The organism is Catellatospora aurea, from assembly GCF_042663325.1.
GTDB lineage: Bacteria > Actinomycetota > Actinomycetes > Mycobacteriales > Micromonosporaceae > Catellatospora > Catellatospora aurea.
Genome location: NZ_JBHTAC010000003.1, coordinates 265,737 through 287,117, shown reverse-complemented (window position 1 = coordinate 287,117; position 21,381 = coordinate 265,737). Strand labels below are relative to the sequence as shown.

Here is a 21,381-nt window from a genome sequence, read left to right as displayed (position 1 = left end):
CCGGTCACGGCACGCGCCAGACGGTCGACGCCCAGGTGCCGTCCGCCAGGAGGAGGTCGATCCCCAACGTGTTCTCCGGGAACCCGAACATCGTCACGGGGGTGGCGGCCTCGTACTCAGGCGGCAGGACAATCCGCCCCTCCGGGCGCAGTTCGGCCGTGCACACCAGCGGCGGCGCCTCGAACACCGACAGCGCGACGCGGGACTCGGACAGGAAGCAACCATAGAGGTCGAAGCCCTCGTCCTCGCCGAGCACCGCTGTGGTGAGTTCGTGCAGCAGCGTCAGATCGGGCCAGGACACGACGCGGACCGATGCGCCGAAGCTCGGATGCGGCATCAGCAGCAGCCGGCTTCCCGACGGGCTGAAGGCGGCGGTCACCACGTCGTCCAGAATGCGCTCGACGCTCACCCCTGTCGCCGTCGGCGCGGACTCGGAAGACGGAGCTGCCGTCCTGGCCCTCGCCCGCGTCCAGGAGAACCGAGCCGTCGTGCGGATGCGCCAGGGCGACCATCTCGGGGTCGGCGGTCGGCAACGGCGCCTCGTCGACGACCGCGCCCGCCGGGCTGACCAGCAGCACCCGGGGAAAGCCGCCGAGGCCGGACTTCGGGACGGCTGCTCCCACCGGGAGGTCGTCGGGCGGCGCGGTCACCAGGAGGCCGCCGTCGCGCAGCAACGTCGCGGAATCGGCACCGCGCACCGCCACGCGTACGTCCACACCGTCGCGACGGATCGTCAGGCCCCCGTCGCCGGCCATGACCACCGTGGCCAGATCGGACGAGGCGTTGAGCAGCCTGCCGGCTGGAGCCTCAGCTGCCGCGATCGTCTCCAAGCGGTGATCCAGAGCCTCTACGCGGCCGCCGGTCAGGCGGTATGCGGGGCCGGGCCCCAGCGTGCCCGGTCGCAGGTCCCAGCCGATTCTCAGATCGGTGCGCCGGGCGATGAGCTCGGCAGTGATGCGGCGCATCGGCACATGCTAGGCGGTCACGCCGAAATCCCGCCGCACACTCTCTTGCGCGGACTGGTCTGTAATGCAAAGCTTACTGCATGACACATGAGTCCGTTCCTCAGGCGAACAGTCCTCACGAACTGCTGGCGTCGGTGCGCGACCTGACGCGCCAGGTCCGTGTCGCTCAGCGCGGGACCTGGTTTCCACTGCTGGTCCTCGCGATGGTCACACTCCTCGCGATTCCCGTGTATCGATACGCCCCCTACTGGGACGTCTTCAGCGCCTGCGAATCCGACGCGGACCACATGGTCTGCCCCGCACCCAACCCGGCCGAACTCGCGTACTGGACCGTCGCGCTCACCGTCGCCTACGCGGTGATCGCAGGCTTCTACGTCAGGCAGTCCCGGCGGCGCGGCGTGGGCAGCCCGATCCGCCCCTATGTCGTCGTGGGCGTCGCGCTCGCCGTGCTGATGACGGCCGTGTCGATCTGGCTGACGTTCCACCCGGTCATTCCGGTGCCCGCCGACCCGTCCTCGCCCGCCGACATCACGGTGGGGCCCGCGGCGTGGCTGGTGCACGGGCTGGCCAGTCCCGTGGCCGTGATCGGGCTGGCGCTGCTGGTCCTCGCCTGGGTCGAGCGCCACTGGGCACTGGCGGCGTACAGCGTTGCACTGCTGGCTATCGTGGCGATCATGGGCGGTCAGGTCATCCAGTCGTCGTCGCGGTGGTTCTTCCTGCCGCACCTGCTCGTCCCGGCGGCCGTGCTGCTGCTCGGATCTGCCGTCTTCGCCCTGTTCCGGCCGGCGACCGAGGCCAAGGCGTGATGACCGAGCATCCGGCCAACGGCCTCGACGACGTCGTCCACCAGCGCGTCCGGCTGGGCATCATGGCCATCACGCACCAGGCCCGCCAGGTGGAGTTCGGCTTCCTGCGCGAGACCCTGCAGCTGACGGCAGGCAACCTCGGACAGCACCTGACGGTGCTGGAGAAGGCCGAACTGATCCGGATCGAGAAGGGCTACGAGGGCAAGCGCCCCCGCACCTGGGTCACCCTCACCGCCGCCGGCCAGACCGCCCTGCGCGCCGAGATCTCCCACCTGAAGCAGCTCATCCACCAGGTCGAACAAGCCGACACCGCACCGGCCGACCACTGACCGGCAGCCGCGCCACTCCTGCCCTACCCCTGCCGCAACTCTTAACGACTCGCGGCCTCAGACACGGCCCAAGGCCGCGAGTCGTTAAGAGTTGCGCGGGGCGCGGGGCGCGGGGCGCGGGGCGCGGGGCGCGGGGCGCGGGGCGCGGGGCGGGTCAGGGCTTGATGGATTGGTAGTAGCGGGCTGCGCCGGGGTGTAGGGGTAGTGGGGCGGTCGCGATGGCCGACTGGGGGTTGAGGCGTCCCGCGGCCGGGTGGGCGACCCCGAGCTCGTCGCGGTACTGCATGAGCAGGCGGGTCAGCTCGTACACCAGGTCGTCGGGCATGTCCGCGCCGACCACGAGGTAGTTCGGGTCGGCGACGGTGCTGATCGGGTCGAGCCCGTAGACCGAGGACGGGATGTCGCGGCTGACGTAGACCTCGCTGTAGCGCACCCGCAGCGGCTCGGTCCACTCGCCGAGTTCGACGAGCCGGATCGGCATCGCGTCGACGAGCTGCTCGACGGCCTTGACGGGCGGGCCGCCGGAGAAGAAGAACGCGTCGATCTCGCCGGCGGCCAGCGCCTGCGCGGAGGCGTCCAGGCCGAGCTGGCTGATCTTCACCTGGTCGCCGGACAGTTCGGCGACGTCCAGCAGGCGGTTCGCGGTGATCGCGGTACCCGAGCCGGGCGCGCCGACCGAGACGGTGCGGCCGCGCAGGTCGGCCAGACGGCGCACCGGGCCATCGCCGCGTACCACCAGGTGCAGCAGGTCGTCGTAGACGCGCGCCACGGCCCGCACCTGGTTGCCCGTGGTGGGCAGGATGTCGGCCTGGGTGAAGCCGAGCTGCACCTGCCCGCTGCCGACGAGCCGCACGTTCTCCGCCGAGGCCGTGGTCACCAGGACATTGGCCCGCACGTGCGACAGCTCCCGGTTGATGATCGTCTTGTACGCCTCCCCGAAGACGTAGTAGACCCCGGTGCGGCTGCCGGTCGCGATGTCCAGGTGCACCGGTTCCGGCGCGGGCTCGGCGCACGCGCCCATGCCGAGCAGGACCGCCACGACCAGCGCGGCAGCCGACGGCACTCGCAGACGGACCACGGCGCAGAACCTACCCGACGCGCGCCGCACCCCGAAGCGAGCGCGCCTACGCACCCTGGTCCGGCGGGCCGGAATCAGGCGCCGTCGCCGGCCAGGTCTCGGGCCTGCGCCTCCTGCTCGGCGTCGAAGCCTGCGACACCGGTGGTGCGGAACTGCTCGGCCTGGTCGTTGATCCAGCGGGTGTGCGCCTCCCAGGCCGATTGGCGCGTCATGCCCAGCGCGGCGCCGATCTGCGCCCAAGAGGCCCCGGCACTGCGCGCGCCGCGTACCGACAGCTGCCGACCGTATCCGGCCTTGCGGATGATCAGCTCCCCGAGCGCCAGCGCCTGCAGCGATTCGTCGACCGTGAGGCCGACCTCGCCGAGCGCCTCGCGCATACGCAGGTCGTTGTAGCGGGTGACGGCCGTCTGGAGGGTGTGCTCGCGTTCGAGCTGGTCAGGCGTGGTCATTCCGTCAGGCTAGCCTGACATTCTCCAGCCTCGCCCGCTTTATGCCGACAGCTGAGCCCGCGCTCGGATGCCCGCCGGTCGTGCACCGCTGATTCGCCGGATGGCGCAGTCCTTGATCTGTTTTTGTGGACGCCAGGTGCCCCTATAGGGGCGTCCAGCGTCCACAAAAACGGATCAAGCACCAGATCCGGCCGACAGCGACCAACGCAAACCAGGGTTGTCAGACAGAACGGCAACTTGGCCGCCACCGGAAAGCGGGTCGGCACGGCACTCGGTGCGCACCCGGACCGCCAGACCGGACGCCAGGCCCCGACAACGGACGTCTCGCTCAGTGCAGGATGCCCGCGCCGTGCAGGACGCGGTGGGCGGTGCCGGCGGGGACGCTGACCAGCAGGCTGCCCGCCTGGCGGGACAGGGCGGCCTGCGCGCCGAGCAGGTGTGCACCCCGGACCAGGATCGCGGCCAGGTCCTGGTCGATGACGCGTACGCCCAGGATGTGCTTGCGCATGTGGCGGCCGGCGGCCAGCAGCACGCCGCGCCACGCGGAGCCGGCCAGGCGCAGCCGCTCGGCGTGCGCGGGGGCCGAGCCGCCGACCAGCGCCGTGCTCAGCACCGCCGCCCGCCCCTGCCGCCAGGCCCCCTCGGCGATCTCCAGGTACGCGGCGCGGTGCTCGCCCGGCACGCTGACCCGGTGCAGCAGGTAACGGCGGCGCAGCCCCGCCTCGGCGGTCTCGTGGGCGTACGGCAGGTCCAGCGCCCGCATCAGCTGCCCCATGCGGCGGGCGGCGTGCTCGGCGCTGAACTCGACCGTCCCGGCCGGCGTGGCCGGGCGACGCGGATGACCCACCCGCACTCCCCCGTCCGGCGTCAGCGACGTCGCCCGCACCAGACAGGCCAGCTCGAACGCGTCCGTCAGCCGGGATCGGTCGAGCCGGCCGACCGGCTCGCACGGGGCGGCAGCGGGCAGCAGCTCAAGGGTGGACCGCATGGCGAGCTCCCGTCGTCAACGTCGTGGTGCGGATGGTGCACCCACAGTGACGGCCACCCCCACCCGCGCGAAACACCCCCACCCCACCCTTGAGGAAAACTTGCGCAACCCCCACCTCGCCCCCCATGATCGCGACGATCTTGCGTGAACTGTTGGCCCTTTGCCCGGTTAGGGCGTCGTACCCCCAGCCCACGCAAGATCGTCGCGATCTTGGGCGGGTCTACCCCGCCGGGGGTGGGGCGGCGGCGGAGCCGTCGCGGGGTGGGAGGCGGCGGACCACGAGGCGGTTCACGGCCCAGAGGGCTACACCGCCGAGGAGGAGCCAGAGTGCCAGGAGGTAGATGCCGGACTCGCGGACGAAGGGGAGCAGGAAGACGGCGGACACGATCGCGCCCAGGATCGGGATGGCGGTGGGGGCGCGGAAGTGGCGGTGCTGGACGCGGTCGCGGCGCAGGACCAGGGCGGCGATGTTGACCAGCAGGAAGACGGCGGTCAGCAGGAGCACGGTGGTGTCGGACAGGTCGGTCAGGTCGCTGACGGTCGCCATGAGCAGGATCGACAGGGCGGTGGTGAAGGCGATCGCGATCCAGGGGGTACGACGGTTGGACAGCACCGCGAACGGGCGCGGCAGCACGTCACGCCGAGCCATGCCGTAGAGCAGGCGGGACGCCATCAGCATGTTGATCAGCATGGTGTTGGAGACCGCGACCATCGACACGGCGGAGAAGATCTGCGACACCGGCAGGTCCGGCGCACCGATCTTGACGACCTCCAGCAGCGGGCCGGTGGAGGTGGTGAGCACGTCCAGCGGCACCACCATGGCCGCGGTGAACGCCACGAGCAGGTAGACGACGGCCGCCGCGAGCAAGCCGGTGATCATCGCGGGCGGGAAGTCCTTCGACGGCTCGGTGGTCTCCTCGGCGAGGTTCACCGAGTCCTCGAAGCCCAGGAACGCGTAGAAGGCGGTAGCCGCGCCCGCCATGATGCCGGTGACGACGCCGAAGCCCTGCCCGGAGAAGGTGAACGCGGCGGCCGGGTCACCGGAGCCCTGGGCCAGCACGCTGGCCCCGACGCCGATGACGAACAGCAGGCCGGCCAGCTCGACGCAGGTGATCGCGATGTTGACTTTGATGGACTCGGCGACGCCCCAGAAGTTCACGGCCGCGACCAGCAGGATCGCCAGCGTGCCGATGAGGATCGTGGGCGGGTGCTCCACCCCGGTCAGACCGCTGAAGTAGCGCCCGCCAACCCGCGTCGCCGCGAAGCTCGCCGAGGTCACCCCCGACGCCATGATCGCGAAGGTGACGAGGAAGCTCAGGAACTTGATCTGGTACGCCCGGTCGCAGTACAGCGCCCCGCCTGCGGCCTGCGGATACTTCGTGACCAGCTCCATGTACGCGAACGCGGTCAGGAACGCCAGCACGAACGCGACCAGGAACGACGCCCAGATCGCGCCGCCGACCTCCGCGCCGACCTGCCCGGTCAGCGAGTAGATGCCGGCCCCGAGGATGTCGCCCAGGATGAAGAAGATCAGCATGGGCCGGGTGATCACCCGGCGCAGCTCGTGCGGGTCGTCGCGCTGCGGCTGCGGCGCGGGGACCGAGACGTCTGCGGTCATGGGCCGCCTCCCGGGACCGAGCGGGCACGAGACTGCCCGCTGTCTACATCCTCCCCCGTTCCCGGTCCCCGGATGATCAAAACGCCCTGGGCGGTCAGGGCAGTTCGGCGAAGCGCTCCACCCGGTCCACCGGCCCGGCGACCACGATGATGTCGCCGTACTGCAGCACGGTCGTCGCGTCGGCGTAGGTGAACTCGCTGCCCTGCGTCTTCACGCAGACGATGGTGACCCCGTGCTTGCGCCGCAGCCGGGTCTCGCCCAGCGCGACGCCCACGTACTCGTGCGGGGGCCGGGTCTTGACCAGCGCGAAGTTCGAGTCGATCTCCATGTAGTCGAGCATCCGGCCCGAAACCAGGTGCGCCACCCGCTCGCCCATGTCGTGCTCGGGCAGCACGATGTGCTTGGCCCCGATGCGCTCCAGGATGCGGCCGTGCTGGCGGCTGACCGCCTTCGCCCAGATGTCGGCCACCTCCAGCTCCACCAGCAGCGACGTCGCCAGGATGCTGGCCTCCAGGTCGGAGCCGATGGCGACCACCGCCCGGCCGAACTCGGCCACGCCGAGCTGGCGCAGCGCCTCCAGGTCGGTGGCGTCGGCGGTCACGACGTGGGTCAGCTCGCCCGCGAGGCTCTGCACGACCTTGGGCCGGTGGTCGATGGCGAGCACCTCGGTGCCGCGGCGCATCAGCTCCAGAGCCAGCGAGCTGCCGAACCTACCCAGTCCGATGACGACGACCGGGTCGTTGCCGTTCTCAGCCGACAAGGGGACGCTCCTCGGGTAGCTCGTAGTGGCGGGTCTTGGCGCGCAGCGCCAAAGCCGTGCCCAGGGTCAGCGGGCCGACGCGGCCCACGAACATCAGCACCGCGAGCAGCGCGTGGCTGGCGGCGTTGAGTTCGGCGGTGATGCCCGTGGACACCCCGACGGTCGCGAACGCCGAGATCACCTCGAACAGCACCTGGTCCAGCGGGTGCGGGTTGAGCACCAGCAGCAGGTACGTCGAGCCCGCCACGATGCCCACGCCGACCAGCGCGATGGTGAGCGCCTGCCGGTGCAGCTGCTCCGGGATGCGGCGGCGGCCGACGTTGACCGACGGCTCGCCGCGCAGCTCCGCCCAGATCACGTACGCCAGCAGGCCGAACGTGGTGACCTTGATGCCGCCGGCGGTGCCCGCGCTGCCCCCGCCGATGAACATCAGCACGTCGTACGCCAGCCAGCTCGACGGGTACATCGCCGCGATGTCGATGGAGTTGAACCCGCCGCTGCGCGGCATCACCGCGGCGAAGAACGCGTTGAGCAGCTGGTCCGCGCCGGACATGTCGCCCAGCGTGCGCGGGTTGCGGCCCTCGGTGGCCAGCAGCAGGACGGTGCCGCCGACCAGCAGCACCGCGCTCAGGGTGAGCGTCATCCGGGTCAGCACCGACCAGCGGCTGGGCCGCCGCCACGAGTGGCGCAGCTCGAACAGCACCGGGAAGCCCAGCCCGCCGACGATCACACCGACCGCCAGGGTCACGCAGATCCACGGATCGGTGTTGAACCTGACCACGCTGTCAGGCCACAGCGCGAACCCGGCGTTGTTGAACGCCGAGATCGCGTGGAACACGCCCAGGTAGACCGAGCGCACGAACGACTCGCCGTACCCCAGCATGAACCGGCCGGTCAGGATCACCGCCAGCACCACCTCGGAGGCGATGCTGAGCAGCACCACGTTGCGGACGACTCGACGCAGGTCGGTCATCTGCAGCGTCTTCGTCTCCGCCTGCACCAGCATCCGGGCCCGCAGCCCCATCCGGCCGGACAGAGCGACCGCGAACAGCGTCGCCATGGTCATGATGCCCAGGCCGCCGACCTGGATCAGGAGCATGATGATGAGTTCCCCGGCCACCGACCAGTGCGTCTCGCTGTCGACCAGGATCAGGCCGGTCAGGCACACCGCCGAGGTGGCTGTGAACAGCGCGTCGAGGAACCGGGCGGGCTCGCCCGACTCGGTGGCCAGCGGCAGCGACAGCAGGCCCGTGCCGGTCAGCGAGGCGGCCGCGAACCCCCCGACGATCACCTGCGTCGGATGGTGGAACTGGTCGAGCACGACCGTCGACACACTCCTGCGCACGCGGCGACCATACCAATGTCCTGGTCCGCGGGTGATCCCCGTCGCGGGCGCGACGATCGCCGTTCGGAGGGTGCCCGCCGTTAACGTGAACGTGCCAAGGTATGCGGCATGCGTGATGTGGACGTCCTCGTCATCGGATCCGGGCCCGGCGGGCAGAAGGCCGCCATCGCGGCCGCCAAGCTCGGCCGGCGGGTCGCCATGGTCGAACGCGGGGACATGATCGGCGGGGTCAGCGTCAACACCGGCACCATCCCGTCGAAGACCCTGCGCGAGGCCGTGGTCTACCTCACCGGCCTGAGCCAGCGCGAACTCTACGGCCAGAGCTACCGGCTCAAGGAGGACATCACCGTCTCGGACCTGACCGCCCGCACCGAACACGTCATCAGCCGCGAGGTCGACGTGGTGCGCGGCCAGCTCGCCCGCAACGGCGTGCGGCTGCACGCCGGCACGGCCCGGTTCACCGACCCGCACACCGTGCACGTCACCGGCGAACGCGGCCGCGACTTCTCGATCACCGCGGACAACATCGTCATCGCCGCGGGTAGCCGCCCGGCCCGCCCCGCCACCGTCGAGTTCGACGACCTGACCATCATCGACTCCGACGGCATCCTCAAGCTCGACCGCGTGCCGCGCTCGATGGTCGTGGTCGGCGCGGGCGTCATCGGCATCGAGTACGCCTCGATGTTCGCCGCGCTGGGCACGAAGGTCACCGTCGTCGAGCGGCGCAGCCGCATGCTCGACTTCTGCGACCTGGAGGTCGTCGAGGCGCTGAAGTACCACCTGCGCGACCTGGCGGTGACGTTCCGGTTCAGCGAGGCCGTCGCCGCCGTCGAGAAGCACCCCAAGGGCGCGATCGCGGTGCTGGAGAGCGGCAAGACCATCGCCGCCGACACCGTCATGTACTCGGCCGGGCGGCAGGGCATGGGCGACTCGCTCGGGCTGGAGGCCGCCGGGCTGTCCGCCGACGACCGCGGCCGCATCACCGTCGACGAGCACTTCCGCACCGCGGTGCCGCACATCTACGCCGTCGGCGACATCATCGGCTTCCCCGCGCTGGCCGCTACCTCGATGGAGCAGGGCCGCCTGGCCGCGCACCACGCCTGCGGGCAGCCGCTCGGCCCGATGTCGGAGCTGCAGCCCATCGGCATCTACACCATCCCCGAGATCAGCTACGTGGGCCGCACCGAGGACGAGCTGACCGACCAGCGGGTGCCGTTCGAGGTGGGCGTGTCCCGCTACCGCGAGCTGGCGCGCGGCCAGATCATCGGCGACTCGCACGGCATGCTGAAGATCCTGGTGTCGTCCGAGGACCGCAAGCTGCTCGGCGTGCATGTGTTCGGCACCGGCGCGACCGAGCTGCTCCATATCGGACAGTCCGTGATGGGCTGCGGCGGCACGGTGGACTACCTGGTCGAGGCGGTGTTCAACTACCCGACGCTGGCCGAGTCGTACAAGGTCGCCGCGCTGGACGCGACCAACAAGATGCGCCACATCGCCCACCTGCGAGACTGACCCTGGTGGACACCATGACGGCACCGGCTACGGGCGTCACGCCATACCGACGGCTGCCCTTGCCCCGCGAGCGTTCCCGGGTGCCCGCAGGCCGCCCTCGCGGGCTGGTGACAGCGGCGCTGTCCGTGCTCGTCGCCGGCCTGCTGGTGCTGCACTCCGCGGTGCCGAACACGCTCGGGCACCTGGGCAGCCTGCTGGAGTCGTTCCTGCCCTGGCTGGGCCTGGCCGTCCCGCCGCTGCTCGGCGTCGCGCTGCTGCGCCGCTCGACGCTCGCCCTGATCACCTTGCCGCTGCCCGTAGCCGCCTGGCTCGGCCTGTTCGCCGGGGTGCTCGCCCCGGCTGCCGACGAGCCGTACGACCTCACCGTGGTGCAGCACAACGTCAGCGACGAGAACCCCGACCCGTCCGGCACGGTCCGGGGCCTGCTGGAGGTCTCACCCGACCTGATCGCGTTGGAGGAGGTCACCGAGCAGGCCATGGCCTCCTACGCCGCCGCGCTGGCCCCCGCCTATCCGCATGCGGCGGTGCAGGGCACGGTCGGGCTGTGGTCGAAGTTCCCGCTGTCCGACGTGCGGGTGGTCGAGATCCGGCCACGCGCGATCGTCGACGTCTGGAGCCGTGGCATGCGCGCCACGGTGCGGCTGCCGCAGGGCGACGTCGCGGTGTACGTCGCCCACCTGCCCTCGCTGCGCCTGGGCTGGCAGCACGGCTTCGGCTCGACCCGGCGCGACGGCAGCGCCGAGAAACTCGGCGCGGCGCTGGCCGCCGAGCCGCAGGAGAAGGTGCTGCTGTTGGGAGACCTCAACGGCACCCTGGACGACCGCGGGCTCGACCCGGTCACCTCGCAGCTGGCGTCGGACCGGTCCGACTTCGCGTTCAGCTGGCCCGCGCCCGCGCCGCTGTCCCGCATCGACCACGTGCTGGCCCGCGGCTCGACGGTCACCCGGGTCTGGTCGCTGCCCCGCACCGGGAGCGACCACCTGCCGGTGGCCGCCCGCATCCGACTCTGAGAGCGCCATACCCGCTCGCCGGGCCGGGTCTTCGGGAGAGGATGGAGTCCGCAGCACGGCTTCTCGATCACTAGGACACCGCCGCCCCGGGCGTGCGAACCCGTGCCCGGCGTGATGGGGTATGAGGTGGAAGGGACGCACCGGGGCGGCCGCAAACATCGAGCTTTCACGACCAGGAGTCACACCATGGCAGCACAGATCGGTGTCACCGGGCTGGCGGTGATGGGCGCCAACCTCGCCCGCAACCTGGCCCGCAACGGCTACACCGTGGCGGTGCACAACCGCAGCCGCGCCCGCACCGACGCGCTGATCGCCGAGCACGGCGGCGAGGGCGACTTCGTCCCCACCGAGACGATGGCCGAGCTGGTCGGCGCGCTGGAGAAGCCGCGCCGCGTACTGATCATGGTCAAGGCCGGCAAGCCGGTCGACGACGTGATCGCCGAGCTGGTGCCGCTGCTCGACAAGGACGACATCATCATCGACGCGGGCAACTCCCACTACACCGACACCCGCCGCCGTGAGGCCGCACTGGCGGAGAAGGGCCTGCACTTCGTCGGCGTGGGCGTGTCCGGCGGTGAGGAGGGCGCGCTCAAGGGCCCGTCGATCATGCCGGGCGGGTCGAAGAAGTCGTACGAGTCGCTCGGGCCCATGCTGGAGAAGATCTCCGCGCACGTGGACGGCGAACCGTGCTGCTCCTGGATCGGCACCGACGGCGCCGGCCACTTCGTGAAGATGGTCCACAACGGCATCGAGTACGCCGACATGCAGGTCATCGGCGAGGCGTACGACCTGCTGCGCTCCGGCGCGGGCCTGGAGCCGGCCGAGCAGGCGAAGATCTTCGCCGAGTGGAACAAGGGCGACCTGTCCTCCTTCCTCATCGAGATCACCGCCGAGGTGCTCGGCCACGTCGACGCGAAGACCGGCAAGCCGTTCATCGACGTCGTGGTCGACGCCGCGGGCATGAAGGGCACCGGCGGCTGGACCGTCATGGCGGCCCTGGAGCTGGGCTCGCCGGTCACCGGCATCGGCGAGTCGGTGTTCGCCCGCGCGCTGTCGTCGCAGTCGGCCCAGCGCCCGACGGCGCAGCAGCTGCTGGCCGGCCACGAGGTCAAGGTGGACCTGCCCGACACGTTCGTCGAGGACGTGCGCCAGGCGCTGTACGCGTCCAAGCTGGTCAGCTACGCCCAGGGCCTGGACATGCTGGTGTCGGCGGCCAAGGAGTACGGCTGGGAGCTGGACCTGGCGGCGATCGCGTCGCTGTGGCGGGGCGGCTGCATCATCCGGGCGGCACTGCTGCGCACCATCACCGAGGCGTACCGCAGCGAGAACCCGCCCGCGAACCTGCTGTTCGCGCCGGAGTTCACCGAGGCGATCGGGGCGGCCGTGCCGGCCTGGCGCCGCGTGGTGGCCACCGCCGCGCAGTTGGGCATCCCCGCCCCGGTGTTCTCCTCCTCCCTGGCGTACTACGACGGCCTGCGCCGCGAGCGGCTGCCCGCCGCGCTGACCCAGGGCCTGCGGGACCTGTTCGGCGCGCACACGTACAAGCGCGTCGACGCCGAGGGCACCTTCCACACGCTGTGGTCGGGCGACAAGTCCGAGGTCAAGCAGGACTGACCCATTTCACGAACAAAGCTCCGTTCATGCCGTTTTCCAGCATGAACGGAGCTTTGTTCGTGCCGCCCTGTGCGGAACCTTCAGGAAGACCCGCTACGGTGTGGGTTCTGTCTTGAACATGTCGAGGAGTGAACGCCCGTGGGCGGCTACGGCACCCAGGTTCTGCTGGTGCTTGTCCTGATGTTGATCAACGGAGCGCTTTCCGGCAGCGAGATGGCTCTCATCTCGCTGCGCGAGTCGCAGATCCAGCGGCTCGAGCGCTCCTCCTCCGGCGGCAGGGTGCTGGCGCGCCTGTCCCGGGACCCCAACCGGTTCCTCGCCACCATCCAGATCGGCATCACCCTGGCCGGCTTCCTGGCCTCGGCCTTCGCGGCGACGTCACTGGCCAAGCCGCTGGTGCCGGCGCTGGCCTTCCTGGGTTCGGCGGCCGAGCCCGTCGCCATCATCATCGTCACCCTGATCCTGACCTTCCTCACCCTGGTGCTCGGCGAGCTGGCTCCCAAGCGCATCGCCATGCAGCGGGCCGAGGGCTGGGCGCTGGTCGCCGCCCGGCCGCTGGACTGGATGGCCAGCGCGTCGCGGCCGTTCGTGTGGCTGCTCGGCAAGGCCACCGACATGATCGTGCGTATCGCCGGGGTCGACCCGCGGGCCGGCCGGGAGGAAATCTCCGCCGAGGAGATCCGCGACCTGGTCGTCGCGCAGCGCAGCTTCACCGCCGAGCAGCGCGAGATCATCTCCGGGGCGTTCGAGATCAGCGAGCGGGACATCCGCGACATCCTGATCCCGCGCCGCGAGGTCGTCACCCTTCCCGCGGACCTGTCCGCCGAGGAGGGCCTGGCCGTGCTGGCCGAGACCGGCCACAGCCGCGCCCCGGTGGTCGGCGACGGCGACCTCGACTCGGTCGTCGGCGTGGTGCACCTGCGCGACCTGCTCGGCGACGGCGGCCCGGTCGGCGAGCGCGCCCGCACCGCGGTCTTCCTGCCGGAGACGCTGTCGGTGTCGGACGCCATGCGCCAACTGCGCAACCAGCGCGAGCAGTTCGCCCTGGTGGTGGACGAGCACGGCTCGATCGACGGCATCATCACGATGGAGGACCTCGTCGAGGAGGTCGTCGGCGAGATCTACGACGAGACCGACCGCGACATCGTCTCGGTGGTGCGCGAGGCCGACGACGTGTTCCTGGTGCCGGGCTCCTTCCCGCTGCACGACCTGCCGGACCTGGGCATCGACCTGAACCGGCTGGGCGAGATGGACTACACCACGGTCGCCGGCCTGGTGCTGGACAAGCTCGGCCACATCCCCACCAAGACCGGAGAGACGGTCAAGGCCCCGGGCTTCACCGCCGAGGTCACCGAGATCGACGGCCGCAGCATCGCCCAGATCCGCCTGCGCCTGGTCCGCAACCACGACCGCCACCAGGACCGCAACCCCGCCGTGTGATCATCGGACTTGCCTGGCACCTGTGCGTATCTTGAACGCTCATTCGCCCAGGTGCCAGGCAAGTCGACGGATCTTGACCGGCGGGCCGTGCGGCGTCAGCGCGGCGTCGTCGGGTCCGGCGTGAACGCGGGGCCGTGTCCGGGCACGATCAGGACCGGGTTCAGGGCGAGCACCCGGGCCCGGGATGCGGCCAGTGCGACCCCGTCGGCGGCGACCGGGTCTTCCGGCGGCCCGTCGGCGTGCCACCACACGTGGGTGAACGCGACGAGCCCGTCGGCGGTGTCGACCAGTGTGGTGATGTCCTCGGCGGTGTGCCCGGGGGTGCGGATGAGCCGGATGGCGTCGGACAGCGCGTAGCCCTCGGCGTCCCGGCTGACCCACTGATCGTCCACGTAGTAGGCCCAGTGGTCGTGGTAGCGGGCGTTGCGGAACAGCGCCGCGTTGATGGTGTGGTCCGGGTGGTGGTGGCTGAAGATCACGTCGGTGACGTCGTCGGGGTCGACGCCCAGGTCGGCCAGCGGCCCGAGGATCCGCTGCCGGTCCGCGACCATGCCCGGGTCCACCACCACGATGGTGTCCCCGTCCCGCAGCAACGCGACGGTGCTGGCCACCCGTTCACCGACGTACCCCGCGTTCAGCACCCACCACTGCGCCGCCATGCCCTCACGCTACCGGGAGCCCGTCCCGGCCGCTCCGCTCGGCTGCACTTTCCAGGAAACTGCAGGAACTGGAAGTCCGATTGCTGCAGTTTCCTGGAGAGTGGACACTGCGGCTGCCGGTGGGGGGTCAGGCGGTGAAGGAGTGGCGGATGAGGGAGCCGCCGTCGACGACGAGGGTCTGGCCGGTCATCCAGGAGGAGGTCTGGCCGGCCAGGAAGACCACGACGTTGGCGATGTCCTCGGGCTCGCCGATGCGGCCGAGCGGGGTGTGCTGGTTGATCAGCTCCTCGTTGTTCTCCCACAGGGCCTGGGCGAGCTTGGTGCGCACGATGCCCGGCGCGATGCCGTTGACCCGCACCTTCGGGGCCAGCTCGGCGGCGAACTGCCGGGTCAGGTGGATGACGGCGGCCTTGGTCGCGTTGTAGTAGCCGATGCCCGGCTCGGTGGCCAGGCCGCCGACGGAGGCGATGTTGACGATCGCACCGCCGTTGGCGGCCATCGAGGCGTGCCAGACGGCCTGTGTCCACAACACGATGGACAGCTGATTGACCTGCACGGTCTTCTCCGCGCGGGAGACGTCGAGGTCGACCATGGGGCCGAAGTACGGGTTGGTGCCGGCGTTGTTGACGAGCACGTCGACGGAGCCGAACTCGGCGACGGCGGCCGCGACGCAGGCGTCGGCCTGGTCCTTCTCCCCCACGTGCGCGGCCTTGGCGAGGAAGCCGACCTTCGGGTACGCCGCGCGGAACTCCTCGGCGACCGCGTCGAGCGCGTCCTGCCGCCGGGAGGTCAGCACGACGTTGCAGCCCTCGGCGGCCAGGGCGGCCGCGGTGGCCTTGCCGATGCCGCGGGAGGCGCCGGTGACCAGCGCGGTACGACCTTCCAGACCTGTGCGCACAGCTTCGCCCCTTGTCAGTCTTGAAGTCTTGTCAGTCCGTGGATGTTGCAGTCGATGTGCGCACACCATAGCGATCCGACCGACCGGTCGGTAGGGTTGGTGAGAAGCTACATACCAACCGGTCGGTATTGACGGGGCGAGCCGGGCGCGCTTGGATGGGCAGCCTGGACGGCGGCTGGTCCGCCACGGCGAGAGGGTGGGCATGAGCCACTACCGGAGCAACCTTCGTGACCTGCGGTTCAACCTGTTCGAGGTGTTCGGCCTCGGCGAGAAGCTGGGCACGGGACGCTTCGCCGAGCTGGACGCCGACACCGTCGAGCACATGCTCGCCGAGGTGGAGCGGCTGTCGGTCGGACCGATCGCGGCGTCGTACGCCGACGTGGACCGTAACCCGCCCGTCTACGACCCGCAGACGCACTCCGTGACGATGCCGGACAGCTTCCGCCGCTCGTACCGGGCGTGGATGGACGCCGAGTGGTGGCGGCTGGACATGCCCGCCGAGGCCGGTGGCGTCGTCGCCCCGCGCGCCCTGTGGTGGGCGCTGATCGAGCTGGTCCAGGGCGCGCAGGCGCCGGTGTACATGTACGGCGGCGGCCCCGGCTTCGGCGGCCTGCTGCACCGCATGGGCACGCCCGAGCAGCAGCGCATCGCCGAGATCATGATCGAGCGCCAGTGGGGCGCAACGATGGTGCTGACCGAGCCGGACGCGGGCTCCGACGTCGGCGCGGGCCGCACCCGGGCGGTGCCGCAGGCCGACGGCTCGTGGCACCTGGAGGGCGTCAAGCGGTTCATCACCTCGGGCGAGCACGATCTGAGCGACAACATCATGCACTTCGTGCTGGCCCGACCGGTGGACACGCCCGGTGCGGGCGGGCCGGGCACCAAGGGCCTGTCGATGTTCCTGGTGCCGAAGTTCCACTTCGACCACTCCTCCGGCGAGCTGGGCGAGCGCAACGGCGTGTACGCGACCAACGTCGAGAAGAAGATGGGCCTGAAGGTGTCCAGCACCTGCGAGCTGACCTTCGGCCAGCACGGGACGCCGGCGAAGGGCTGGCTGGTCGGCGAGGTGCACGACGGCATCGCGCAGATGTTCAAGGTGATCGAATCGGCGCGGATGCAGGTCGGCGTGAAGGCGATCGCGACCCTGTCGACGGGTTACCTCAACGCCCTCGACTACGCCCGCCAGCGGGTGCAGGGCCCGGACCTGACCCGCGCGGCGGACAAGACCGCGCCGCGGGTCACCATCGACCGGCACCCCGACGTGCGGCGCATCCTGATGCTGCAGAAGGCGTACGCCGAGGGCCTGCGCGCCACCTACCTGTACACCGCCGGCTGGCTGGACCGCGACCACGCGCAGGGCGCGAACGTCAACGACCTGCTGCTGCCGATCGTCAAGGGCGTCGGCTCGGAGCGCTCCTACGAGATGCTGGCCCTGTCGCTGCAGACCCTGGGCGGTTCGGGTTACCTGCAGGACTACCCGATGGAGCAGTACATCCGGGACACGAAGATCGACACCCTGTACGAGGGCACCACCGCGATCCAGGGCCAGGACTTCTTCTTCCGCAAGATCGTGCGGGACCGTTCCGTCGCGCTCGACCTGCTCGTCGGTGAGATGGAGCAGTTCCTCGACGCCAACGAGTCCACCGACGAGCTGAAGCTGGAGTGCGAGTCGCTGCGCGAGGCGATCGCCGACGTGCGCGGCATGGTGGCGACCATGTTCGGCTGGCAGCAGGCCGCAGGCGACGACGTCACCGAGGTCTACAAGGTCGGCCAGAACACCACCCGCCTGCTGATGAGCGTCGGCGACCTGGTGATCGGCTGGCTGCTGGTCCGGCAGGCCGCGGTCGCGCTGGCCGCCCTGGACGGCGCGACCGGCGACGACGTGGGCTTCTACCAGGGCAAGCTCGCGGTGGCGCGGTTCTTCGCGCGTACCGTGCTGCCGGAGCTGTCCGCGCGCCGCCGGGTGCTGGAGGCGACCGACAACGCGCTGATGGAGATCCCGGATGGGGCGTTCTAAAGCCGACGGCGGGGCCGGGGTGCGCACGCGCATCCTGGCCGCGGCCTGCGACCTGTTCGCCGAGCAGGGCTACGACGCGACCTCCGTGCAGCAGGTCGTCGACCGCGCCGGAGTCACCAAGGGCGGCCTGTACCACTACTTCGGGGCCAAGGAGGACCTGCTCGTCGAGATGTACCGGGCGGTCTTCAGCGAGCGGCTCGCGGCACTCGACGCGATCCTGGCGCAGGGACGTGATCCGGAGTGGACGCTGCGGGCGATCATCGACGACATCGTGGTCGGCACGGCGGCGATGCGGCGGGAGTCGGCGGCGGTCTCGCGCGAGCTGGCCACCATGGACAGCGGACGGACCCAGCGGCTGCAGGCCGACTGGCGGCGCTACCAGGAGGCGGTGCGGGGCCTGATCCGGCAGGCGCAGCAGGACGGGGTGTTCAGCCCGGTGGCGTCCCCGGAGGTGGTCTCCTGGTCGATCTTCGGGGTGACGAACTCGCTGCACACCTGGTTCCGGCCGGACGGCCCCAAGCCGCCCGAGGTGATCGCCCGCGAACTGGCGGACTTCGTGCTGGCCGGGCTGAAGGCGACGGCCTGAGGGCGAGGGTGGGCTCGCGCCCACCCTCGCCCGGGTCACCGCGTGAACCAGCGCTGCGCGCCGGTGCCGTTGCAGGTCCACAGGTGCACGATGGTGCCGTTGGCGGTGCCGCTGGAGCGGGCGTCGACGCACTTGCCCGAACCCGCGCCGACGATGGTGCCGTTCGCGTTGACCGTGAAGCGCTGCGCGGCGGTGCCGTTGCAGGGCCAGACCTGGATCTTCGTGCCGTCGGCGGTGCCGTTGCCGTTCACGTCCAGGCACCGGTCGCCGTAGACGCGCAGTTCGCCCGCCGCGGTGCGGGTCCAGCGCTGGTTGGCGGCGCCGTGGCAGTCCCACAGGTGCACCTGCGAGCCGGGTCCGGCGGTGCCGCCGCCGGAGTCGTCCAGGCAGCGGTGGGACAGCGGGTTGGACAGCAGCACGGCCGAGCCGACCGGCGGCACGGCGACGGGGGCGAGGCTGCCGGGCACGGACTGCAGCGCGGCGTGCCACTTCGCGGCCATCTTGTCGTAGCCGGTCTGGTTGGGGTGCAGCCCGTCGGCCAGGTCGGCCAGGGTGAGCGCGGAGTGCATGTCCACCAGGTGGGTACGCGCGCCCTTCTGCGCGACGATGCCGGGGATCGCGGCGTTGAACGTCACCGAGCGCGCCTCCTCGGTGGCGTTGCTGCGCGGGATGACCTGCGCGACGAAGATCTCGGTCTGCGGCCCGAGCAGCCGGATCCTGTCGATGAGGGCCGACAGGCGGGCCGGGGCGTTGGCGACGTCGTAGTTCTGGCCGATGTCGTTGGTGCCGATGTGCAGCAGGACGGTGCGCGGCGCGTACGCGCGCATCCAGTTGACGATGTTGGCGTCGAGCTGGTCGATACGCCAGCCGGAGTGGCCTTCGTGGTCGTGGTCGCCGAGGGCGGCGGGGCCGTTGAAGCCGGAGCCGACCAGGTCGACGGTCTGCCCGGCGGCCGCCATGCGCTGCCAGAGGTTGATGCGGTAGCCGCCGGGCACGTTGAACCCGTCGGTGATGGAGTCGCCCAGCGGCATGACGCGCACGCCGCCGTTGGTCTCGGCGTAGGCCGGGGCGGACGTGAGCAGGGTCAGGCCGCAGCAGGCGGCGAGCACGGCGGCGAACGCCGGCAGCCTGCGCAGGAAACGGCGCATGAGCGGTCCCTTCGATCAGGTAGGGGCTCGCGTGACGCCGTCCACGCAAACAATATCGTCAATGCGTGAGTTTTACCGGTATCGATGTGATTGTCAATGGCTGGGCGGCGGCAAGTGCCGTCCCGTATCGTTGATCCTTCAACGTCACCGGCCGCAAGGTGCTCACCGATGCCGACCAGTCCTGCGACGCTGCGGACCGACCTCGCTCCCGAGGAGGCTTCGCAGCCGAACCTCGGCGCACTCCTGCGGCACGTGCACCGCGACGGGCCGCTGTCACGCGCGGCGCTGGCCGAGCGGATGAACCTCAATCGCAGCACCATCATGGGCCTGACCACGAAACTCGCCGCCGCCGGCCTGGTGCACGAGCGCCGTCCCGCGGGCGAGGGCCGCTCGGGCCGCCCGTCGCTGGTCGTCACCCCCGCCGCGCAGCAGGTGTACGTGCTGGCCTTCGACGTCGCGGTGGACCGGCTCGTCGCGGCCCGCGTGGCGCTCGGCGGCACGGTCCAGCAACGCCGGGTCGCACCCCGCTCGCGCTCCGGCCCCGACCTCGCTGCCGTGGTGAGCGTGCTGGCCAGGTTCGGCCGGGAGCTGCACGAGGCCGCACCGCCGGGAGCGGTCTGCGTCGGCGTCGGCGCGTCGTACTGCGGGATGATCCGCCCCGGCGACGGCATGGTCCGCTACGGCCCCTACCTGGGCTGGGTCGACCAGGCCTTCGGCACCGAACTCGGCGAGCAGCTCGGGCTGGGCCTGCCCGTGGCCGTCGGCAACGAGGCTCACCTGGGCGCACTGGCCGAGCACGAACGCGGGGCCGGGGTCGGCGTGCAGAACCTGGTGTACCTGCACGGCGACGTCGGGGTCGGTGGCGGCATCATCGTCGGCGGCGAGGTGCTCGACGGCGAGGCGGGGTATGGCTGCGAGGTCGGCCACATGCTGGTCAACCCGCACGACGGACGGCCGTGCTCGTGCGGGGCGCGCGGTTGCCTGGAGGCCGAGGTCGGCGAGCGGGCCCTGCTCGACGAGGCGGGACGGCCGGCCGAACTGATCGGACGCGACGCGGTCCGCGCGGTGGTCACGGACGCCGAACGCGGCGACCCGGCGGCTCAGGAGGCGGTGCGGCACGTCGGCGACTGGCTCGGCATCGGCGTCGCGAACCTGATCAACCTGTTCAACCCGGGCATGGTGATCTTCGGGGGCATCATGCGCGACGTGTACGTCGGCGCCGAGCCGCAGATCCGCGGCCGGATCGAGCGCCACGTGCTGCCCGTGTCACGCGAGCGGGTGCGCCTGGCCACCGCTGGGCTCGGCGACGACACCACTCTGCTCGGCGCGGCCGAACTGGCTTTCGCCGAACTGCTGGCCAACCCGCTCGGCGCGATGGCGCACGCCGGGCGCTGACAGCGGCAGGCTCGTCAGGACCAGGACCAGGCCCGGGGCGTGGCAGCCGCGCGGTGCGGGCGGATCCGGCAGACCCTCCCGCACCGTCAGCGACAGACCTCCACGTCAGACGCCCGTATGGCCATCGCGACGGTCCGCCCCCGGACCACGCGACGACCACCCCCGTTGCCTTCTCGGGCGTCCCGTTCGGGCACCTGCCCCACGACGCGACCAGCGCGTCGTGAGATCGTCTTGCCACGGAACAGTCTCTGCTACGGGACCTATCCGTTTCCTATGCGCGAAGGGCGGGGCACGACGTGGCGGTGTTCGGCATCCTCGGGCCGGTGTCGGTCACCACGCCGTCCGGGACGGTGCCGATCGCCCGGCCGCGCAACCGGGCCGTGCTCGGCTACCTGCTGCTGCACGCCGGGCGGCTGCAGTCCACCGAGCAGATCGTGGACGCGCTGTGGGGCGGAGCCGTGCCGTCCACCGCGACCGCGCAGGTGTACGCGGCGATCTCCGCGCTGCGCGCCGGCCTGCGCCCGGCCGGGCTGGACACCTGCCTGGTCAGCCGCGCGCCCGGCTACCTGATCGAACTGGCCCTGGGGCAGCTCGACCGCGACCTGTTCAGCGCGGGCGTCACCGCCGCTCGCACGGCCGCCGACAGCGCGGACCTCACCGGCGCGGCCCGGCACGCCCGCGAGGCGCTGCGGCTGTGGCGCGGACCCGCGCTGGCCGACATCACCGCCGCGTACGCCGAACCGGCCCGCGCTCACCTCGACGAG

At 71.0% G+C, this 21,381-nt stretch carries 21 protein-coding genes; 11 read left to right on the top strand and 10 right to left on the bottom strand.

Translation table 11 applies throughout. The features are described 5' to 3' along the window. Positions 1 to 4 precede the first annotated feature (4 nt). Positions 5 to 409, bottom strand: a complete 405-nt coding sequence (locus ACFQO7_RS04945; protein WP_376805259.1) for a hypothetical protein — start codon at positions 407 to 409, stop codon at positions 5 to 7. Here ACFQO7_RS04945 and ACFQO7_RS04940 point away from each other — a divergent pair. The 3 genes from ACFQO7_RS04940 to ACFQO7_RS04930 all read left to right on the top strand — a co-directional run bounded on the left by ACFQO7_RS04940 (position 393) and on the right by ACFQO7_RS04930 (position 2,100). Further along, positions 393 to 1,049 carry a hypothetical protein gene (locus tag ACFQO7_RS04940; protein WP_376805258.1) on the top strand — a complete coding sequence of 219 codons (657 nt, stop codon included), beginning with the start codon at positions 393 to 395 and terminating at the stop codon, positions 1,047 to 1,049. The two genes, ACFQO7_RS04945 and ACFQO7_RS04940, sit on opposite strands and share 17 nt — an antisense overlap. Positions 1,050 to 1,192: 143 nt before the next feature. Then, positions 1,193 to 1,771 carry a hypothetical protein gene (locus tag ACFQO7_RS04935; RefSeq protein WP_376805257.1) on the top strand — a complete coding sequence of 193 codons (579 nt, stop codon included), beginning with the start codon at positions 1,193 to 1,195 and terminating at the stop codon, positions 1,769 to 1,771. Continuing rightward, positions 1,771 to 2,100: a winged helix-turn-helix domain-containing protein gene (locus ACFQO7_RS04930; protein WP_360527783.1), complete on the top strand. Its 330-nt coding sequence runs from the start codon at positions 1,771 to 1,773 to the stop codon at positions 2,098 to 2,100. The genes ACFQO7_RS04935 and ACFQO7_RS04930 overlap by 1 nt, the downstream gene beginning before the upstream one ends. Positions 2,101 to 2,254: 154 nt before the next feature. Here the strand turns inward: ACFQO7_RS04930 and ACFQO7_RS04925 are convergent, their stop codons facing one another. The 6 genes from ACFQO7_RS04925 to ACFQO7_RS04900 form a co-directional block, all read right to left on the bottom strand. Continuing rightward, on the bottom strand, positions 2,255 to 3,178 hold the full coding sequence (locus tag ACFQO7_RS04925; RefSeq protein WP_376805256.1) for a TAXI family TRAP transporter solute-binding subunit: 924 nt from the start codon (positions 3,176 to 3,178) through the stop codon (positions 2,255 to 2,257). A gap of 74 nt (positions 3,179 to 3,252) precedes the next feature. Next, complete coding sequence (locus ACFQO7_RS04920) at positions 3,253 to 3,627, bottom strand: hypothetical protein (RefSeq protein WP_376805255.1); 375 nt, start codon at positions 3,625 to 3,627, stop codon at positions 3,253 to 3,255. A 328-nt stretch (positions 3,628 to 3,955) separates the two neighbouring features. Beyond that, complete coding sequence (locus ACFQO7_RS04915; protein ID WP_376805254.1) at positions 3,956 to 4,615, bottom strand: hypothetical protein; 660 nt, start codon at positions 4,613 to 4,615, stop codon at positions 3,956 to 3,958. A gap of 220 nt (positions 4,616 to 4,835) precedes the next feature. Beyond that, positions 4,836 to 6,233 carry an APC family permease gene (locus ACFQO7_RS04910; protein ID WP_376805253.1) on the bottom strand — a complete coding sequence of 466 codons (1,398 nt, stop codon included), beginning with the start codon at positions 6,231 to 6,233 and terminating at the stop codon, positions 4,836 to 4,838. Between the two features lie 94 nt (positions 6,234 to 6,327). Continuing rightward, positions 6,328 to 6,993: a potassium channel family protein gene (locus tag ACFQO7_RS04905; RefSeq protein ID WP_360527770.1), complete on the bottom strand. Its 666-nt coding sequence runs from the start codon at positions 6,991 to 6,993 to the stop codon at positions 6,328 to 6,330. Then, positions 6,983 to 8,338 carry a TrkH family potassium uptake protein gene (locus ACFQO7_RS04900; RefSeq protein ID WP_376805252.1) on the bottom strand — a complete coding sequence of 452 codons (1,356 nt, stop codon included), beginning with the start codon at positions 8,336 to 8,338 and terminating at the stop codon, positions 6,983 to 6,985. The genes ACFQO7_RS04905 and ACFQO7_RS04900 overlap by 11 nt, the downstream gene beginning before the upstream one ends. Positions 8,339 to 8,446: 108 nt before the next feature. Here ACFQO7_RS04900 and sthA point away from each other — a divergent pair, with 108 nt between their 5' ends. From sthA to ACFQO7_RS04880, 4 genes are all read left to right on the top strand, one after another. After that, positions 8,447 to 9,850 carry a Si-specific NAD(P)(+) transhydrogenase gene (sthA, locus tag ACFQO7_RS04895; RefSeq protein WP_376805251.1) on the top strand — a complete coding sequence of 468 codons (1,404 nt, stop codon included), beginning with the start codon at positions 8,447 to 8,449 and terminating at the stop codon, positions 9,848 to 9,850. A 14-nt stretch (positions 9,851 to 9,864) separates the two neighbouring features. Beyond that, positions 9,865 to 10,860, top strand: a complete 996-nt coding sequence (locus tag ACFQO7_RS04890) for an endonuclease/exonuclease/phosphatase family protein (protein ID WP_376805250.1) — start codon at positions 9,865 to 9,867, stop codon at positions 10,858 to 10,860. A 186-nt stretch (positions 10,861 to 11,046) separates the two neighbouring features. Then, entirely contained in the window at positions 11,047 to 12,474 is a 1,428-nt protein-coding gene (gndA, locus tag ACFQO7_RS04885; RefSeq protein WP_376805249.1) for an NADP-dependent phosphogluconate dehydrogenase, read from the top strand. 138 nt (positions 12,475 to 12,612) lie between these two features. Then, entirely contained in the window at positions 12,613 to 13,914 is a 1,302-nt protein-coding gene (locus ACFQO7_RS04880; protein ID WP_376805248.1) for a hemolysin family protein, read from the top strand. A gap of 95 nt (positions 13,915 to 14,009) precedes the next feature. Here the strand turns inward: ACFQO7_RS04880 and ACFQO7_RS04875 are convergent, their stop codons facing one another. Both ACFQO7_RS04875 and ACFQO7_RS04870 read right to left on the bottom strand, forming a co-directional pair. Further along, complete coding sequence (locus ACFQO7_RS04875) at positions 14,010 to 14,573, bottom strand: MBL fold metallo-hydrolase (RefSeq protein WP_376805247.1); 564 nt, start codon at positions 14,571 to 14,573, stop codon at positions 14,010 to 14,012. A gap of 127 nt (positions 14,574 to 14,700) precedes the next feature. After that, complete coding sequence (locus tag ACFQO7_RS04870) at positions 14,701 to 15,471, bottom strand: SDR family oxidoreductase (RefSeq protein WP_376805246.1); 771 nt, start codon at positions 15,469 to 15,471, stop codon at positions 14,701 to 14,703. A 202-nt stretch (positions 15,472 to 15,673) separates the two neighbouring features. Here ACFQO7_RS04870 and ACFQO7_RS04865 point away from each other — a divergent pair, with 202 nt between their 5' ends. Then, positions 15,674 to 17,488, top strand: a complete 1,815-nt coding sequence (locus ACFQO7_RS04865; protein WP_376805245.1) for an acyl-CoA dehydrogenase — start codon at positions 15,674 to 15,676, stop codon at positions 17,486 to 17,488. Further along, complete coding sequence (locus tag ACFQO7_RS04860) at positions 17,475 to 18,074, top strand: TetR/AcrR family transcriptional regulator (protein ID WP_376805244.1); 600 nt, start codon at positions 17,475 to 17,477, stop codon at positions 18,072 to 18,074. The genes ACFQO7_RS04865 and ACFQO7_RS04860 overlap by 14 nt, the downstream gene beginning before the upstream one ends. Positions 18,075 to 18,109: 35 nt before the next feature. Here ACFQO7_RS04860 and ACFQO7_RS04855 read toward each other — a convergent pair whose 3' ends face one another. Beyond that, positions 18,110 to 19,222: an RICIN domain-containing protein gene (locus ACFQO7_RS04855; protein WP_376805243.1), complete on the bottom strand. Its 1,113-nt coding sequence runs from the start codon at positions 19,220 to 19,222 to the stop codon at positions 18,110 to 18,112. 168 nt (positions 19,223 to 19,390) lie between these two features. Between ACFQO7_RS04855 and ACFQO7_RS04850 the strand changes: the two genes are divergently transcribed. Next, on the top strand, positions 19,391 to 20,617 hold the full coding sequence (locus ACFQO7_RS04850) for an ROK family protein (RefSeq protein ID WP_376805242.1): 1,227 nt from the start codon (positions 19,391 to 19,393) through the stop codon (positions 20,615 to 20,617). Between the two features lie 296 nt (positions 20,618 to 20,913). Further along, positions 20,914 to 21,381: AfsR/SARP family transcriptional regulator (locus tag ACFQO7_RS04845; protein WP_376805241.1), on the top strand; the 468-nt coding region annotated here is incomplete at its 3' end.

What these genes read in the sequence shown, in the direction of transcription:
- ACFQO7_RS04860 (WP_376805244.1), top strand. Translation starts at nt 17,475, where the DNA reads ATGGGGCGTTCTAAAGCCGACGGCGGGGCCGGGGTGCGCACGCGCATC.
- ACFQO7_RS04865 (WP_376805245.1), top strand. Translation starts at nt 15,674, where the DNA reads ATGAGCCACTACCGGAGCAACCTTCGTGACCTGCGGTTCAACCTGTTC.
- gndA (WP_376805249.1), top strand. Translation starts at nt 11,047, where the DNA reads ATGGCAGCACAGATCGGTGTCACCGGGCTGGCGGTGATGGGCGCCAAC.
- ACFQO7_RS04915 (WP_376805254.1), bottom strand. Translation starts at nt 4,615, where the DNA reads ATGCGGTCCACCCTTGAGCTGCTGCCCGCTGCCGCCCCGTGCGAGCCG.
- ACFQO7_RS04920 (WP_376805255.1), bottom strand. Translation starts at nt 3,627, where the DNA reads ATGACCACGCCTGACCAGCTCGAACGCGAGCACACCCTCCAGACGGCC.
- ACFQO7_RS04875 (WP_376805247.1), bottom strand. Translation starts at nt 14,573, where the DNA reads ATGGCGGCGCAGTGGTGGGTGCTGAACGCGGGGTACGTCGGTGAACGG.
- ACFQO7_RS04940 (WP_376805258.1), top strand. Translation starts at nt 393, where the DNA reads ATGCGCTCGACGCTCACCCCTGTCGCCGTCGGCGCGGACTCGGAAGAC.
- ACFQO7_RS04910 (WP_376805253.1), bottom strand. Translation starts at nt 6,233, where the DNA reads ATGACCGCAGACGTCTCGGTCCCCGCGCCGCAGCCGCAGCGCGACGAC.
- ACFQO7_RS04850 (WP_376805242.1), top strand. Translation starts at nt 19,391, where the DNA reads ATGCCGACCAGTCCTGCGACGCTGCGGACCGACCTCGCTCCCGAGGAG.
- ACFQO7_RS04855 (WP_376805243.1), bottom strand. Translation starts at nt 19,222, where the DNA reads ATGCGCCGTTTCCTGCGCAGGCTGCCGGCGTTCGCCGCCGTGCTCGCC.
- sthA (WP_376805251.1), top strand. Translation starts at nt 8,447, where the DNA reads ATGCGTGATGTGGACGTCCTCGTCATCGGATCCGGGCCCGGCGGGCAG.
- ACFQO7_RS04930 (WP_360527783.1), top strand. Translation starts at nt 1,771, where the DNA reads ATGACCGAGCATCCGGCCAACGGCCTCGACGACGTCGTCCACCAGCGC.
- ACFQO7_RS04890 (WP_376805250.1), top strand. Translation starts at nt 9,865, where the DNA reads ATGACGGCACCGGCTACGGGCGTCACGCCATACCGACGGCTGCCCTTG.